The sequence below is a fragment of the Thiosulfatihalobacter marinus genome, from assembly GCF_016019955.1.
GTDB lineage: Bacteria > Pseudomonadota > Alphaproteobacteria > Rhodobacterales > Rhodobacteraceae > Shimia > Shimia marinus_A.
In genome coordinates, this window is sequence record NZ_JAECRZ010000003.1 from 224,118 (window position 1) to 239,817 (window position 15,700).

The following is a 15,700-nucleotide window of genomic DNA, read 5'->3' on the forward strand; positions in this document are numbered from 1 at the left end:
TCTAAAACGGCACCCGGGCCCGAAACCCGATGCCCCTGCCACTTTCGGGGTGGTTCAGGCGCAGTTCCTGGGAATGCAACATAAGCCGCGGATACTCCGCCGCCGCCCCTTCGGCATAAAGCGGATCGCCCAGGATCGGGTGCCCCATTGCCAGCATATGCACCCGCAGTTGATGGCTGCGCCCGGTCTTGGGCATCAGCCGCACCCGGCTCTCGCCATCTCCCTGGCGCAGCACGCGCCAATCCGTTTCCGCCGGCTTGCCATTGTCATGGTCCACCATCTGGCGGGGCCGGTTGGGCCAATCCACGATCAGCGGCAGGTCGACCGTGCCGGTCCTGGGCGCCAGATGCCCCGCCACCCGCGCCACATAGGTCTTTTTCGTCTTGCGTTGCTCGAACTGCATCGACAGCGTGCGCTGTGCATGTGCGGTCAGGGCAAATACCATCACGCCCGATGTATCCCGGTCCAGCCGATGCACCAGCAACGCGGTCGGGAAAACCGCCTGCACCCGGCTCAGCAGGCAATCCGCCAGATGCGCCCCGCGCCCGGGCACCGACAACAGCCCGGCCGGTTTGTCCACGACCACAATGTCGCTGTCCTCGTGCAGGATCACCAGCGGATCCATCGGTGGGGTATAGGCGCTACTCAGGGTCATGGCGCTCCTGATAGGGCCAATGCCCGGCGCCCACAACCCAACGTCAGCCTTGCCATGCGCGCCCGATGCACCACTTTGGGGTCACGCAGCCACAACAGGACCAGCCACATGCACCCCACCATCACCACCTTGCAGGACGTCGTGGCCAAGGGCCGCGAAGAGGACATCCACCCGCTTCTGGCCAGGGATGTGGCCTTCATGCCGCCCACCTACTGGGCCACCTGGACCGGGCGTGAACCGGTCGCCGCCGTGCTGGGGCATGTCGGGCAGGTGTTTTCCGATTTCCGCTATCGGCGCGTGATGGGCGCGGGCAAGGACTGGGCGCTGGAATTCCAGTGCAGGATCGGCGATCTCGACGCGGTTGGCGTGGACCTGATCACGCTCAACGATGACGGGCTGATCCAGGTTTTCGAAGTGGTCATGCGCCCGCATAAATCGGTCGGCGCCCTGCGCGATGCCATGAACAAGCGCGTCATGAGCGATGCGCGCTTTCTCAAATTCCGCGAGGCGCTGAGCTAGGGAAGGGCCGCCATGCCACGGATCCCGCACCGGGGCCGCGCCCTCTCCCGGGCCGATCTTCTTGCCCGCCTGCCTCTGGCCCCCATCCTGGCGGCGCAGGCGATTGGCGTGCGCCGTCGCGCCCGGCTCTTGCCGGAACCGCCCGGTCCGCGCCAGGGCACTGCCGGCGCTGGGCCCCGGCTGCGCCTGCTGATGATCGGCGACAGTTCCGCCGCCGGGGTCGGGGCCGCAACACAGGAAACCGCACTGGCCGGACGGCTGGTGGCGGATCTGTCGCGCGATCACCGGGTCGAATGGCGCCTGCTGGCCACCACCGGGGCCACCACGCGCGATACCCTGTTGCGCCTGTCCACGACACCGCTGCCGCAATGCGATGTCGTTGTCAGCGCGCTGGGCGTGAACGACACGACCCGCGCCCGTTCGGCGCGGCGCTGGCGCGCCGAGCAGGCCGCGCTGTTCCGGCATGTCTCGCAAACCCTTGGTGCCGGGCTGATGATCGCCTCGGGCCTGCCGCCCATGGGTCAATACCCGATGCTGCCCCAGCCCCTGCGCTGGATCGTTGGCAGCCACGCGCGGCGGCTGGATCTCGCGCTGGCGGGGCTTGCGGCGCAAACACCCGGCCTGCGCCACCTGCCCATCGACATCCCGTTCGAGCCGCGCTTCATGGCCGAAGACGGCTATCACCCCAGCCCCGAGGCCCATGCGCTTTGGGCCGGGCTGATCGCAAAGGCAATCCGCGACTCGCTTGCCTGATCAGGCCGGACGGCGCAACTGGCGCAGCATCGACACCGAATAAATCACCAGCGCGCCCCAGATCATCGGAAAGGCGATCATTCGGGCCTGCCCGAACGGCTCGTCGAACACCAGCACCGCGATCAGGAAAATCATCGTGGGCGCGACATATTGCAGAACGCCAATGGTCGACAGCCGCAACAGCTTGGCCCCGTTGGCATAAAACAGCAGCGGCACCGCCGTGACCACGCCACTGCCCATAAGCAGCGCCGAATTGCGCGGATCCGTGCCGAAATGGCCCTGGCCGTTGACGGCCAGCCAGATCAGATAGCCCAGCGCGGGAATGGTCAGGATCAGAACCTCCAGCAGAAACCCCTGGTTGGGGCCGATCGGCAGGGATTTCTTGAACAATGCGTAAAATCCCCAGCTCAGCGTCAGGCCCAGCGCCGGCCAGGGCAGGCTCCCGGCATCCACCCAAAGCACCGCCACCGCCCCCGCCGCAAGCGCCACCGCGACAAGCTGTGCCCGCGTCAGCCGCTCTCCCAGCAACAGCGCGCCCAGCGCCACGCTGAACAGCGGGTTGATGTAATAGCCCAGCGCGGCGTCCAGCGCCCGGTCATTGGCGATCGACCAGACATAGATTCCCCAATTGACCGTGATCAGCGCCGCGGTCACACACCCCATCGCCAATGTGCGCGGGCTGCGCAACGCCGCGATCAGATCGCCCGTGCGGCGCAGGATCAACAGAACCGCCCCCGCGATCGGCACGGACCACAGCACGCGATGCACCACCACTTCGGGCGCCGGGATATGCGCCACCAGCTTCATGTAGAACGGCAGGACCCCCCAGATCAGATAGGCGGTCATCGCCAATACCAGTCCCTGGGACGTGTCCTTGTTCTCGGGCCTGGTTGTGTGGTTTGCCATGCGACGCCTCTTTGCCAACCCGGCCAGATAATTCAGATCGGGCGCGATTGAAAACCACGGTTTTTGTGCGCCGTGTCATCACTGTTCGTGATGCGTGCGCCTATGCCCGTACCCGCTCTGCGCCGGGATCATACATCGGGCGCAGCGAAACCTCGGCCCGCACCCGTGTCCCCATCACGTCGATCTCGTAATCCGAACCCAGCACATCCGCGGCGCTTTCCCCCTCGCAGGGCACATATCCCATGCCGATCGCAACACCCAAAGTGTGCCCGTAATTGCCCGAGCTCAGATAGCCCACGATCTCGCCATCCCGGATCACCGGCTCGTTGTGATACAAAAGCGGCTCGGGATCGGTCAGCCGGAACTGCACCATCCGCGCCTTCGGTCCGGTTTCCCTGCGGGCCAGCACCGCTGCCCTGCCGATGAAATCCGCCTTGTCGGTCTTCACCGCAAAGCCCAGCCCGGCGTCGATCACATGATCCTCGCAGGTGATGTCATGTCCGAAATGCCGAAACCCTTTTTCGATGCGGCAACTGTCCATCATGTGCATCCCGCACAGCTTCAGCCCGATCTCCTGTCCGGCCTGCATCAGTGTTTCAAACGCGTGCCCGGCCATGTCGGACGAAACATACAGCTCCCAGCCCAGCTCGCCCACGTAAGACACCCGATGCGCCCGCGCCAAACCCATGCCAAGCTCGATCTCCTGCGCCGTGCCAAACGGGTTCACCGCATTGGAAAAATCATTGGGTGACACTTTCGCCATCAGCGCCCGCGCATTCGGCCCCATCACCGCCAACACGCCTTCGCCCGCCGTCACATCGGTGATCACCACACGGAAATCGCCCACGTGACGCTGCATCCAGACCTGATCCGCCTGCCGCGTCGCCGCCGGTGTCACCACCAGATAGGCCGTTTCCGACAGCCGCGTCACCGTGACATCCGCCTCGATCCCGCCGCGCGCATTCAGGAACTGCGTATAGACGATCTTGCCCACCGGCACCGAGAAATCCCCGCCGCCGACGTAATTCAGAAACGCCTCGGCATCCGGCCCCTCGACCCGGATCTTGCCGAAAGACGACATGTCATACATGCCCACATTCCCGCGCACCGCGCGATGCTCGGCAGCGGCATTGTCAAACCAGTTTTGCCGTTTCCAGCTATAGCGATACTCCCGCGCCTGCCCTTCATCGGCAAACCAGTTCGCCCGCTCCCACCCGGCGATCTCGCCGAACACGGCACCGTTTTCCTTCAGATGATGATGGAACGGCGTGCGCCGTACCCCGCGCGCCGTGGCTTTCTGGCGATAGGGAAAATGGTCCGCGTACAAAAGCCCCAACGTTTCTTTGGATCGTTCGTACAGGTAGGTCTTGTTGCCCTGAAACGGCTGCATCCGCCCTACATCCACATCGCCCAGATCAAACGGCTTTGCCCCATCCTCCATCCATTGCGCCAGCGCCATGCCGGCGCCGCCCGCCGACTGGATGCCGATCGAATTGAACCCGGCGGCCACCCACACATTGTCCATCTCGGGCGCCAGCCCAAGGTGATAGGCATCATCCGGCGTGAAACTCTCCGGTCCGTTGAAGAACGTATGAATCCCCGCCGTCCCCAGCATCGGCATCCGGTTCACCGCCCATTCAAGGATCGGCTCGAAATGGTCGAAATCCTCGGGCAGCTGGTCAAACTCGAACGCCTCGGGAATGCCATTCATCGCCCAGGGCTTGGCATTGGGCTCAAACGCCCCCAGCATCATCTTGCCGGCGTCTTCCTTGTAATAGGCGCATTCATCCGGCACCCGCAGCACCGGCATCTGGCTTAGCCCGGCAATCGGTTCGGACACGATATAGAAATGCTCACAGGCATGAAGCGGCACGTTCACACCCGCCATCCGGCCCACTTCATGCCCCCACATGCCCGCGCAGTTCACGATCATGTCGCAGGCGATATGCCCCTGCGCCTTTCCGTCATCGCTGCACCAGTCCACCCCCGTTACCCGGCGGTCCGCGCGCGCGATCCCGGTCACTTTCACGCGCTCCTTCACCAGCGCGCCACGCTGGCGCGCACCCTTGGCCAGCGCCAGCGCGATATTGGCCGGGTCGGCCTGCCCATCCGTGGGCAACCACACGCCCCCGGTCACATTCTCAAGGCTGATATGCTCATAGCGCGCCTTGACCTCGGCGGGCGACAATTCCTCGACCGGCACACCAAAGGCGCGCGCCATCGCCGCATTGCGGTACAATTCTTCCAGCCGCTCGCCGGTCAGCGCCACCGAAACCGATCCCACCTGCCGCATCCCCGTGGCCACGCCGGTTTCCGCCTCCAGCCCCATGTACAATTCGGCCGAATAGCGCGCCAGCTTGGTCATGTTGGAACTGGCGCGCAGCTGCCCGATCAGACCGGCGGCGTGCCAGGTCGTACCACTTGTCAGCTGTTTGCGTTCCAACAGAACCACGTCCTGCCAGCCCAGTTTCGTCAGGTGATAAGCCACCGAACAGCCCACAACGCCACCACCGATGATGACCACACGGGCCTTGCCTGGAAGATCAGCCATCGCGCACCTCCTTGCCCGGCGGGATCAGAACCAGCTTGCCGGGATATGTCTTGGCCATGAATTCCGCCTGCGCGGCGTGAATGTCGCTCAGCGGATAGGACCTGGAAACCAGCGGCTTCAGCCGCCCCTCATTGATCAGGCGCGCCAGTTTCTCAAACACGGCCGGCGGCTGATAGGTTGATCCGGCCAGGGTCAGGTCTTTCAGATAGACCTTGCGCAGATCGATCTCGACAATCGGCCCGGCAATCGCCCCGGCCACGGCATAATGCCCGCCCCGCTTGAGGGCCTCGATCAGCCGCGCACAGCCCGGCCCGCCCACAACATCGACAACGCAATCCACGGTCTCGGCGCCCATCCCGGCGTCGCGATCCACGGTTTCGCGCGCACCGGCGGCGCGTACCGCCGCCGCCTTGGCCGGGGATGTCATGCCGATCACATGCGCACCGCGCAACGCGGCCAGTTCCACCGCCGCCAGGCCAACCCCGCCGGATGCCCCCGTGATCAGAACCCGCTTTCGCTCTGCGACCTGCGCGCGATCCAGAAGCGCCTCGGCCGTGCCATAGGCGCAGGGAATCGCGCCGATCTCGATATCGCTCAGGGGCGATTCGGTCACATCGAACAGGTCGCGCACCTCAAGACAGCAATACTGCGCGAACGCGCCATCCATCTCCGAGCCGATCACCGTCAGCCCCACCGGGTCCGCAACGCTCGGGCGCGGCAGGCAAAGCGGCGCGGTCACACGCCGCCCGATCAGGCCCGTGTCCGCCGCGCTGCCAACGGCGACAACCTCGCCACACAGATCGCCCCCCTGGATCAACGGGAATTTCAGCGCCCCGGACCAGCCGCCATCATCGCCACCGGTCGAGTCGCCCTCGTTCGTGGCACCGGTCACATCGTCGGAATACCACCCCAGCCGGGTATTGATGTCGGTGTTGTTCATCCCCGCGGCATGCACGCGGATCAGCGCCTCGCCCGGCTGTGGCGCCGGCACCGGCAGGTCATCGCGCCATTGCAACATCTCCGGCCCGCCATGCCCGATCAGCACGACACCGCTCATCCTGTCAGGGATCATGCGCGCAGCCTTTCATTCCCGGGATCCCAAAGCGGCCCGTCCGGCTGCACCACGGCCCGGCACATCTCGCCGTAGATATCCACGTCCAGCTCGGTACCCGGCTCTGCCAGATCGGCCCGCACCATGCCCAGCGCGATCGACGCATTCACCCTGTAGCCCCAGGCGCCCGAGGTGGTTTCGCCCACGATCTCGTCGCCGTGCCGGATACAGGACATATACGGCGCGTCCGCCTCGCCCGCCTCCACGATCAACGTGACAAACCGCTTCTTCACACCCTGCTGTTTCTCGGCCAGGATCGCCGCCTTGCCGGGGAAATCCTGTGGCTTGTCCAGCTTCACGAACCGATCCAGCCCGCCTTCAAGCAGCGAATAATCCGTGCTCAGGTCGCCCTTCCAGGTGCGATAGCCCTTCTCGATCCGCAAGCTGTTCAGCGCATACATGCCGAACGGCCTGGCCCCCGCCGCCAGCACCGCATCATAAATTGCGGGCATATCAGCGTTTTCCGCGTGGATTTCCCAACCAAGCTCGCCTGCAAATGACAACCGAACCAGCGCCGCCCAACGCCCGGCAACCTCGGTCTCCTGCATACTCAGCCACGACAGCGACAGGTCCGCCGGGGTCAGCCCCGCCAGCACATCGCGCGATGTCGGGCCGGTCACGATCAGCGTGGACATCCGCGTTGTCCAGTCCTCGAATGTCAGGCGTCCATCCGCGGGCAAGCGCGATTTCAGCAGCTCGGCATCATGCCACTGCGCGGTTGCGGCCGTGATCAGGATGAAATTGTCCGCCCCTTCGCGCGCCACGGTCATCTCGGTCAGAATGCGCCCCCTTTCATCGGAGAAATAGATCAACCCGCCACGCCCCAGTTTGGGAAGCGCGCCGGTGATCTGGCCCCGCAGCCATTCATCCGCGCCCTGGCCCCTGATCTTGAACCGCGAAAATCCGGGCAGGTCCAGCACCCCGCAGGCATCGCGCACCGCCTCGCATTCCTCACGAATGCGTTGCTCCCATGGCCCCGCGCGGCCCCAGGTATGCGTGGCCTGCTGGCTCACGTCATCGCCCGGTTGCGCGAACCAGTTGGCCCGTTCCCAACCATTATAGGCGCCCATTACCCCGCCCAGCGCCTTGACGCGGTCATGCACCGGCGACAGCTTCTTGTCGCGCCCGGCGGGCCATTCGTGCCAGGGGAAATGCATGGCGTATTCGTTGCCATACACTTCCATCCCCTTGGCGTTGCAATAGTCCTGATCGGTGTAATCCGTGTACCGTCGCGGATCGACCGCCCACATGTCCCACTCTGTCGCGCCATCCACGATCCACTCGGCCAGCACCTTGCCGGCCCCGCCGCCCTGCGCGATCCCGAACGTAAAGACACAGTTCTCGAACGCGTTCTTCACCCCCGGCATCGGCCCGATCAGCGGCAGCCCGTCGGGCGCATAGGGGATCGGCCCGTTGATGATCCGGCTTACCCCGGCCTCGCCCGACACAGGCACCCGCTCCATCGCGTCGGCCACGATATCGGCAATCCGGTCAAGGTCGTCCGACCACAGCTGAAAGCTGAAATCCTCCGGCATCGGATCGCCCGGATCCACCCAATGCGCGCGGCAATTCGGCTCGTAAGGGCCGATATTGATGCCGTTCTTCTCCTGCCGCAGATAATAGGACACGTCCACATCGCGCAAAAGCGGCAGCTTGCGCCCGTTTTCCTGCGACCATGACTCCAGTTCGGCAATCTGTTCGGTTAGCAGATACTGGTGGCTCATCACCATCATCGGCACCGTGCGCCCGCCATAGGGCTTGAACCATTCGCCCACGCGCTGCGCATAATATCCGGCGGCGTTCACCACATAGTCACAGGCAATATCGCCCTTCCCGGTATGCACGATCCAGCTGTCATCGGGCTGCTGCGTCACGCCGGTCGCGGGACAAAAGCGAATGATCTTCGCGCCCATGTCCCGCGCGCCCTTGGCCAAGGCCTGCGTCAGCTGCGCCGGGTCGATATCCCCGTCCGATGGATCAAACAACGCGCCTTCCAGGTCATGGGTTTCCAGAAACGGATAACGCGCCTGCGCCTCCTGCGGGGTCAGCATCTCCATGCCGATGCCCTGATACCGCCCCATCGCACAGGCGCGCCGGAACTCCTGCATCCGCGCCTTGCCATGCGCCAGCCGGATCGATCCGGTCTGATGATAGTTCATCGGGTAATCCACCTCGTCGCCCAGGCGCGCATAAAGCTCGGTGGAATAGCGCTGCATGTTCATGATCGCCCAGCTGGTGGAAAACGTGGGCACATTGCCCGCAGCGTGCCACGTGCTGCCGGCCGTCAGCTCGTTCTTTTCCAACAGGACACAATCCGTCCATCCCTTCTTGGCCAGGTGATACAGGCTCGACGCCCCCACCACGCCGCCGCCAATGATCACCACACGGGCCTTGCCTGGAAAATCGGCCATCTCGCTCTCCTTCAGTCCATCAACAACCGGGCCGCCAGCCCGCCGAAAATGATTGCCGTTACCTTGTTCATCACACCCGACACCCGCCGCAGCGAGGCGCCAAACAGGCCCGCCGCCGCGCCATACCCCGCCGTCACGGCGAATGCCGTCGCCGAAAACATTACCCCCAGGATCAGGATCTGCTGCCAGACCGGTCCGGCCTGCGCCTGAGTGAATTGCGGCAGAAAGGCCAACACGAACAGCGCCACCTTGGGGTTAAGCATATTGGTCAGGAACCCCCGGATCGCAGCCCGGCGCAGGCTGGTTGCGCCCTTCGCCTGCCCAATCTCGCCCGGTCCGCGCCACGCCCTGAAAGCCAGGAACAACAGATAGGCCGCACCGGCATACCGGATCGCGTCATAGGCCCATGGCATCGCCATCAATGCGGCCGAAATACCGATCGCCGCCAACACCGAATGGCCAAAAGCCCCAAGCGCTATGCCCGCCGATGCCGCAACGCCACCACGCCAGCCCCCCGATACTCCGCAGGCCGTGGCAAACATCACGTCCGCCCCCGGTGTCAGGTTCAGCAGCACTCCGGCCGACACGAATGTCAGGATCAGCGCCAGGTCCATGGCCAGCAAGGTGTCCAGCATCATCCGATCCCCCTCAATAAACCGGCGGTGCGATCACCCAGATCGCCACCGCCGGTTCGTCATAGGGGTTGGCCCAGTGGTGCATCTCGCCCCGAATGCGGAAACTGTCGCCCGGTCCCACCGTGAACCTGTGCGCACCGATGGTCAGATCCAGCCGGCCCGACACCACATAGCCCAACTCCTGTGTCGGGCGCATCTGCGGCGCCAGCATCCGCGCGCCGGGCTGAAACGTGGAATGCACCACTTCGAAATCATCGGTCAGATCCGGCGACAACAACTCTTCCAAAAGCCCATCTTCGTCTGATCCCATGCGGCGGCGCGCGCCCGCGCGCACCACATGGCCCGCCTCGTCTGACGGGGCCGCCGACTGCCCGAACAGCATCGACATCGGCACGTCCAGGACACGGGCGATCAGGCGCAGATCGGAAATCGAAGGTTCGGACTTGTCGCGCTCTACCTGGCTCAGCCATCCCACAGACCGCCCCAACTGCGCCGCCATCCCGGCCAGCGTCAACCCGCGGGACTTGCGCAGCGCCCGGATATCGGCGCCCAAGGTTTCCAGGTTCTCCAGCAGACTGTGCAGCATCCCCGCTCCCCGTGAAAATTCGTAACTGTTTTTCACGATGACAGCAGATCATGAAAATTCAAAGCGATTTTTCACACCGGCGCGCTGCGCGCCGACGCGACCTGCCCGTTCAGATTTCAATGGAATCGGGCGCTCAGCCCATATCGCCCAGCGCCAGCGTATGCGCGCGCAGCCAGGTCATGAACCCGCGCGGGTCCGTGGACAGCTTGGCCATCTGCTCTTGGGTCAGCGGTTTGCCGACAATCGGCGCCTGCGGCTTGTTGCAGGACCGCACGATCTCGTGCAGCAGCAGGCCCTGGCGCAGGATCGGCGAAAACTGACAGGCGATCTGGTAGGCGCGCGAATTGTGCCCCGGGAAAAAGATCGGCACCACCCGAGCACCGGATTTGCGAATCATCTTGGCGGTGAACACGTTCCATTCTCGCTCGACGGGCGGGCCCCACCAACTGTCCGACGACATCACCACACCCGACGGGAACAGCGCCACAACGCCGTCTTCGGCCAGATGCGCCATCGCCTTGGCGCGCATCTCCACCATCTTGCGCTGCGCTTCGGGATCGTGCGGGAACGGCACCGGGATCATGAACGATGTCGCCGCCTCATCCAGCCCGGTCAGCACCGAACGCGTCAGGATGCGGTAATCTTCGCGCACCCGCCCGATCAGATCGGCAAAGATCATGCCATCCACCATGCCGTGCGGGTGGTTGGCCACCACGATGACGGGGCCTTCCTTGGGGATATTGGCCAGCTGCTCTGCCGGGGTCTGCAGCTCGATTCCCATAGTATTCAACGCCCCGCGCCAGAATTTCTGGCCCCGGTACTGTGCATTGTTCTTCTCGAACTTGTTGACCATCCGAAGGATCTTCAACTTGCCGGTAAACCATTCGATGGCACGAATGGCGAAACTGGTCCAGGGGTCGTCGAACGAATTGGCATAGGTCAGGGTGCGCCGGTCATAGATCTGACCTTCGCCCTGTCTCTTTGCGTGCGCCCTGCGCGGCTCTGGCAACGTGTCCACCAAGTCTCAACTTCCCGCCCTGACGCACATGACTGGCGTCAGAACCCTTCTCCGAACTTGTCGGCAACCAGCGCTTCGATCGCATCCGCCAACGGCGCGGCATCCGGGCCGCTGGTCAAAACGTCGATCGATGATCCTTTCGACGCCGCCAACATCAGCAATCCCATAATACTGTCACCGCTTGCGCTCAACCCATCCTTTGAAACTTCGGCCGAGGCATCGAATCCCTCCACCACCTCGACAAGCTTGGCCGAGGCGCGGGCATGCAGCCCTTTTTCATTCACAATCTTCAACGCGCGGGTAATGGTCTCGGACATTCAGTCAATCCGTATGTATGTTCTGACTATCAATATATTTGCGCCCCGCCTCCAGCGACGCGCGCACGGCATCGGGCACGGAAAGGTGGCGGCTTTTCGCCAATTTGATCAGCATCGGCAAATTGGCGCCGTACAGAATGCGGCGGTTGTCCGGGGCACAGGCCAGCAGGCTAAGGTTCGACGGCGATCCACCGAACATGTCGGTCACGACCACAACGCCTTGCCCCGTATCCACCGAATCGGCGGCGGCGCAGATTTCCGTCTGCTTGCCGGACCGGTCATGATCCGCTTCGATGGTGATGGCGCGCACGCCCTTCTGCGATCCCACGACATGCTCCATCGCCGCCAGGTATTCCCTGGCCAGCCCGCCATGTGCCACGATCACAATTCCGATCACGCTTCGTCATCTCCATTCGCGGTGTCGCCGGGTCGCCGCCCGGGCAATGTCGCAAACCTGTCAAGTTCGCGATGCCTTATTGACACTTGCCAGCCCCGATACGCAAGGGCTTGCGCGACGCTTTCGGCCATGAAAACCGACCGGTGCTTGCCGCCGGTACAGCCGAACCCGATCACCAGGTGGCCACGCCCCTCGGTCAGATAGGCCGGCAGCAACAGATCGATCATGTCCATCAATTTCCCGAAAAACGGATCGAAATTCTTGTCGGCCGCCACATAGTCAGCCACTTCCGGATCGGCGCCGGTCAATGGGCGCAGGTCGTCCACCCAATGCGGATTGCGCAGGAACCGGCAATCAAACACCAGGTCGGCCACTTGCGGCAAGGCGCGTTTGTAGCTGAACGATTGTACCGTCAGCGCCAGCGCCTGCCGGTCCTCTGGGGCGAACCATTTCTCGACCGCGGCGCGCAACTCGTGCGGGCTGAGCGACGATGTGTCGATCAGAACATCCGCCGCATCGCGCACCGTTTCCAGCATGGCGAACTCGCGCGCGATGCCCTCGCGCGGGCCCAGATCGGGCGCCATCGGGTGGCGGCGGCGGGTTTCATTGTAGCGGCGCTCCAGAATGTCGGCCCGGCAATCCAGGTACAGCAGCTCCGGCGACGGGCCGGGCAGGCCGCGCAGCAGGTCCAGAGCCTCCAGCAATGCATGAGACGAGAAATCCCGGTTGCGCGTGCCCAGTCCCAATGCCATCGGCCGCGCCGGGGGTGGCCCCGAGAACAACCGCTCCAACAGGCCAAGCGGCAGGTTGTCGATGGTTTCGTAACCAGCGTCCTCCAGCGCCCGGATCGCCGTGGATCGCCCGGCCCCGGACGGTCCCGTCACAAGAACAAGCCGGGGGTCGGGATGGGTGGGGGGGCGGGTCAGCTCAGGCATGGCGTCCTTTGCGCAGATATTGCATCAGGGCTGGCGCAAAATGTGGGGCCTGCACCCGAAAAAGCAAGGGAACAGGACACCCCAGAAGATGAATTTCGCGTGGGTGAGGCATCCGGTCCGTTTCCTCGCGATCCATGTCAACGGCCAGAACCAGCCGCGCCTCGGGCATCGGATCGGCCCGCAGGATGCCCACCCCCCGCGCCTCGATCAGCCCGGCAATCGTATCCGGCGCGCTGGCGACCAGAGCACTGCCGCGCAGCGTTACACAGGTCTTGTCATCCGCCACCAGCCGCGCGCCCAGCGCGATGAGCTGCAAGGCCAGCGCCGATTTCCCGCTGCCGGATGCGCCGGTGATCACAATCGCGCGGTCCCTGTCCAGGGCAACACAACTGCCGTGCAGGATGGTGTGTGCGGCGGGATCCGGCATGTCAGAAGTCGCGCCCACGCCCCGCGCCCGGCTCAGACCGGCAGGCCCACGACAAACCGCGCGCCCAGCGGTTCCGATGTCACATCGGCCTCTGTGGGGCGGATATTCTCGGCCCAGATCACCCCGCCATGCGCCTCGACGATCTGTTTCGAAATCGCCAGGCCCAGCCCCGAATTATTGCCGAACTGGCTCTCGGGACGATGCGAATAGAACCGGTTGAAAATCTTGTTCAGCGCCTGTTCCGGAATGCCGGGGCCGGTATCCTCGACCACCACCAGCACCCGGTTTTCACGCTTGCGGACCCAGACGCGGATTGCGTCGCCATCTTCGCAAAAGCTGATCGCATTGGTGATCAGGTTCACGAAAACCTGCGCCAGCCGCGCCTCCAGCCCGTTGATCTCGATCGGCGTTTCCGGCAGGTCGGCGATAAAATCGATGCCCTTGCCCTTGGCGTCCTCGCCCAGGTATTGCGACAGATTATTGACCATTTCCAGAAGGTTGAACTGCTCTTCCTCTTCCTTGACCAGTTCGCTGTCCAGCCGCGACGCGTTGGAAATGTCGCTCACCAGCCTGTCCAGACGGCGCACATCATGCTCGATCACGTCCAGCAGCTTTGCCCGTTGTTCTTCTTTCTTCACCAGGCGCAAAGACCCCACGGCCGATCGCAGGCTGGCCAGCGGGTTCTTGATTTCATGCGCCACATCGGCGGCGAATTGTTCGTTGCTGTCGATGCGTTCATACAGCGCCGATACCATGCCTCGCAGCGCGCCGGACAGGCGCCCGATCTCATCGGGACGCGCCGTCAGGTCCGGAATACGCACCCGGCCCGGATTTACCTTGCGGCTGTCGGTATCGCGCCCGATTTCCGCCGCCGCCGCCAGATCCGACAGCGGGTTGGAAATGGTCGAGGCCAGCACCATCGACAATCCCACCGACACCACGGTGGCAATCAGGAACATCTGCAACACGCGCTCGCGCTCGCCGCGGACCATCTGATCCAGCTCTCCGGCGGCGCTGGTCAGCACCACCGCCCCCACGGCCCGGCCGTTCTGCACAATCGGGACCGCAACCGCGAATACCGTGGCACCGGTCGGATCCTGAAGCGAGGTCAGCACTTCCTGCCCGTCGATCGCTGTCGACGACAAGTCGCGCGCCTGGGTCTCGACCGAGGGGCGCTGCGGCCCCACCGCGTCGTCGCCACCGCCAAACAGCCGCCAGACCCAGTTGAGCGCCGAGGTCAGCGGCGTGCCCTTCGGGCGCTCCGCCAGAACCGCGGCGGCATTGGCCGATGCTTCGCCCGCCTTGCGGCCGACTTCGGCGGCGCCCGTGTCAAAAACAAACACATTCGTGCCCAACCGCAGCGGCAGCTTGTCCAGCGTGCCGCCCACGTCGATCCCGTCGCCGGTGGCCATGTTCACCGGGGCGCCGCTGGGCATCTGCGCCCCGAACGCGCCCGCGATCAGCCGCGCCTCGGTCATCAGCCCATCGGCGCGTTGCACCGCGAAACTGTCCCGCGCGGAATTCAGATACAGGATACCGGCGACCAGAACGCTCAGCGCGATCAGGTTGAAGGTGATGATCTTGCGTGTCAGGGGGGACTTGCTCAGCGGCAGCAGGCGGCGGCGCTCGCGCCGGCCCCGCAATTCCCGCTCGACATTGGCCTCGGGCGCGACCCAGTCATCGCCCAAAACAACGTCCCCGTCCCGCCCCTGGGCCATGTCGCGCACTTCAGTCCTTTCGGCTGCCGCTTTTACTCTTCGTTGTACCTATAGCCGATGCCATAGAGGGTCTCAATCGCCGAGAAATCAGGATCGGCGGTCCGCATCTTCTTGCGCAGGCGCTTGATGTGGCTGTCAATGGTGCGATCATCCACATAGACCTGATCGTCATAGGCCACGTCCATCAGCTGATCCCGGCTCTTGACGAAACCGGGGCGCTGGGCCAGCGCCTGCAACAGCAGGAATTCGGTCACGGTCAGGGTCACGTCCTTGCCCTTCCAGCTGACCGAGTGGCGCAGCGGGTCCATCACCAGTTCGCCGCGGTTCATCACCTTGGTTTCCTCGGTGTCCCCCACAAGATCGCCGTCCACCGCCTCCTGGCGGCGCAGCAATGCGCGGATGCGTTCCACCAGAAGCCGCTGCGAGAACGGCTTCTTGACATAATCATCGGCCCCCATGCGCAGCCCCAGCACCTCGTCGATCTCGTCATCCTTCGAGGTCAGGAATATTACCGGCATGCTGGTTTTCTGCCGCAGCCGCTGCAACAGGTCCATCCCGTCCATGCGCGGCATCTTGATGTCCAGCACCGCCATATCCGGCAATTTCTTGTTGAAAGCGTCCAGCGCCTGCTGGCCGTCATTATAGGTTTCTACTTCAAACCCTTCTGCCTCAAGGGTCATGGAAACGGACGTCAGGATATTCCTGTCGTCGTCCACAAGGGCAATCTTCGACATTGGTCGGGTCCTTATGCTGCTCGTTTT

At 64.0% G+C, this 15,700-nt stretch carries 16 protein-coding genes; 2 read left to right on the forward strand and 14 right to left on the reverse strand.

Annotated features, from left to right (window positions below; translation table 11 throughout):
* Position 1: 1 nt before the first annotated feature.
* On the reverse strand, positions 2–655 hold the full coding sequence (locus tag I3253_RS06420) for an RluA family pseudouridine synthase (RefSeq protein ID WP_197916815.1): 654 nt from the start codon (positions 653–655) through the stop codon (positions 2–4).
* A 108-nt stretch (positions 656–763) separates the two neighbouring features.
* Between I3253_RS06420 and I3253_RS06425 the strand changes: the two genes are divergently transcribed.
* Together I3253_RS06425 and I3253_RS06430 are read left to right on the forward strand one after the other, a co-directional pair.
* On the forward strand, positions 764–1,174 hold the full coding sequence (locus I3253_RS06425; protein ID WP_197916816.1) for a nuclear transport factor 2 family protein: 411 nt from the start codon (positions 764–766) through the stop codon (positions 1,172–1,174).
* Positions 1,175–1,186: 12 nt separating this feature from the next.
* A complete protein-coding gene (locus tag I3253_RS06430) occupies positions 1,187–1,927 on the forward strand; it encodes an SGNH/GDSL hydrolase family protein (protein ID WP_197916817.1) in 741 nt (246 codons plus the stop codon).
* Here I3253_RS06430 and rarD read toward each other — a convergent pair whose 3' ends face one another.
* From rarD to I3253_RS06495, 13 genes are all read right to left on the reverse strand, one after another.
* Positions 1,928–2,833: an EamA family transporter RarD gene (gene rarD / locus I3253_RS06435; protein ID WP_197916818.1), complete on the reverse strand. Its 906-nt coding sequence runs from the start codon at positions 2,831–2,833 to the stop codon at positions 1,928–1,930.
* A gap of 100 nt (positions 2,834–2,933) precedes the next feature.
* Entirely contained in the window at positions 2,934–5,384 is a 2,451-nt protein-coding gene (locus I3253_RS06440) for a GcvT family protein (protein WP_197916819.1), read from the reverse strand.
* Positions 5,377–6,456 (reverse strand): zinc-binding dehydrogenase, encoded by a 1,080-nt coding sequence (locus I3253_RS06445; protein ID WP_232236942.1) that lies wholly within the window; start codon positions 6,454–6,456, stop codon positions 5,377–5,379. Before I3253_RS06445 ends, I3253_RS06440 begins: the two co-directional genes overlap by 8 nt.
* The gene (locus I3253_RS06450; protein ID WP_197916820.1) at positions 6,453–8,906 is read right to left on the reverse strand and encodes a GcvT family protein; all 2,454 of its coding nucleotides are present in this window, start codon (positions 8,904–8,906) and stop codon (positions 6,453–6,455) included. The genes I3253_RS06445 and I3253_RS06450 overlap by 4 nt, the downstream gene beginning before the upstream one ends.
* A gap of 11 nt (positions 8,907–8,917) precedes the next feature.
* On the reverse strand, positions 8,918–9,544 hold the full coding sequence (locus tag I3253_RS06455; RefSeq protein ID WP_232272121.1) for a LysE family translocator: 627 nt from the start codon (positions 9,542–9,544) through the stop codon (positions 8,918–8,920).
* A gap of 10 nt (positions 9,545–9,554) precedes the next feature.
* Positions 9,555–10,127: a helix-turn-helix domain-containing protein gene (locus tag I3253_RS06460; RefSeq protein ID WP_197916821.1), complete on the reverse strand. Its 573-nt coding sequence runs from the start codon at positions 10,125–10,127 to the stop codon at positions 9,555–9,557.
* A gap of 133 nt (positions 10,128–10,260) precedes the next feature.
* The gene (locus tag I3253_RS06465) at positions 10,261–11,148 is read right to left on the reverse strand and encodes a lysophospholipid acyltransferase family protein (RefSeq protein ID WP_197916822.1); all 888 of its coding nucleotides are present in this window, start codon (positions 11,146–11,148) and stop codon (positions 10,261–10,263) included.
* 35 nt (positions 11,149–11,183) lie between these two features.
* On the reverse strand, positions 11,184–11,462 hold the full coding sequence (locus tag I3253_RS06470; RefSeq protein WP_197916823.1) for an HPr family phosphocarrier protein: 279 nt from the start codon (positions 11,460–11,462) through the stop codon (positions 11,184–11,186).
* Between the two features lie 4 nt (positions 11,463–11,466).
* The gene (locus I3253_RS06475) at positions 11,467–11,859 is read right to left on the reverse strand and encodes a PTS sugar transporter subunit IIA (RefSeq protein ID WP_197916824.1); all 393 of its coding nucleotides are present in this window, start codon (positions 11,857–11,859) and stop codon (positions 11,467–11,469) included.
* Positions 11,856–12,794 carry an RNase adapter RapZ gene (gene rapZ / locus I3253_RS06480; protein ID WP_197916825.1) on the reverse strand — a complete coding sequence of 313 codons (939 nt, stop codon included), beginning with the start codon at positions 12,792–12,794 and terminating at the stop codon, positions 11,856–11,858. The genes I3253_RS06475 and rapZ overlap by 4 nt, the downstream gene beginning before the upstream one ends.
* On the reverse strand, positions 12,787–13,221 hold the full coding sequence (locus I3253_RS06485) for an HPr kinase/phosphorylase (protein WP_197916961.1): 435 nt from the start codon (positions 13,219–13,221) through the stop codon (positions 12,787–12,789). The genes rapZ and I3253_RS06485 overlap by 8 nt, the downstream gene beginning before the upstream one ends.
* Positions 13,222–13,253: 32 nt before the next feature.
* Positions 13,254–14,939: a sensor histidine kinase gene (locus I3253_RS06490; protein WP_197916960.1), complete on the reverse strand. Its 1,686-nt coding sequence runs from the start codon at positions 14,937–14,939 to the stop codon at positions 13,254–13,256.
* A 32-nt stretch (positions 14,940–14,971) separates the two neighbouring features.
* Positions 14,972–15,673, reverse strand: a complete 702-nt coding sequence (locus I3253_RS06495; RefSeq protein WP_197916826.1) for a response regulator transcription factor — start codon at positions 15,671–15,673, stop codon at positions 14,972–14,974.
* Between the last annotated feature and the right edge of the window lie 27 nt (positions 15,674–15,700).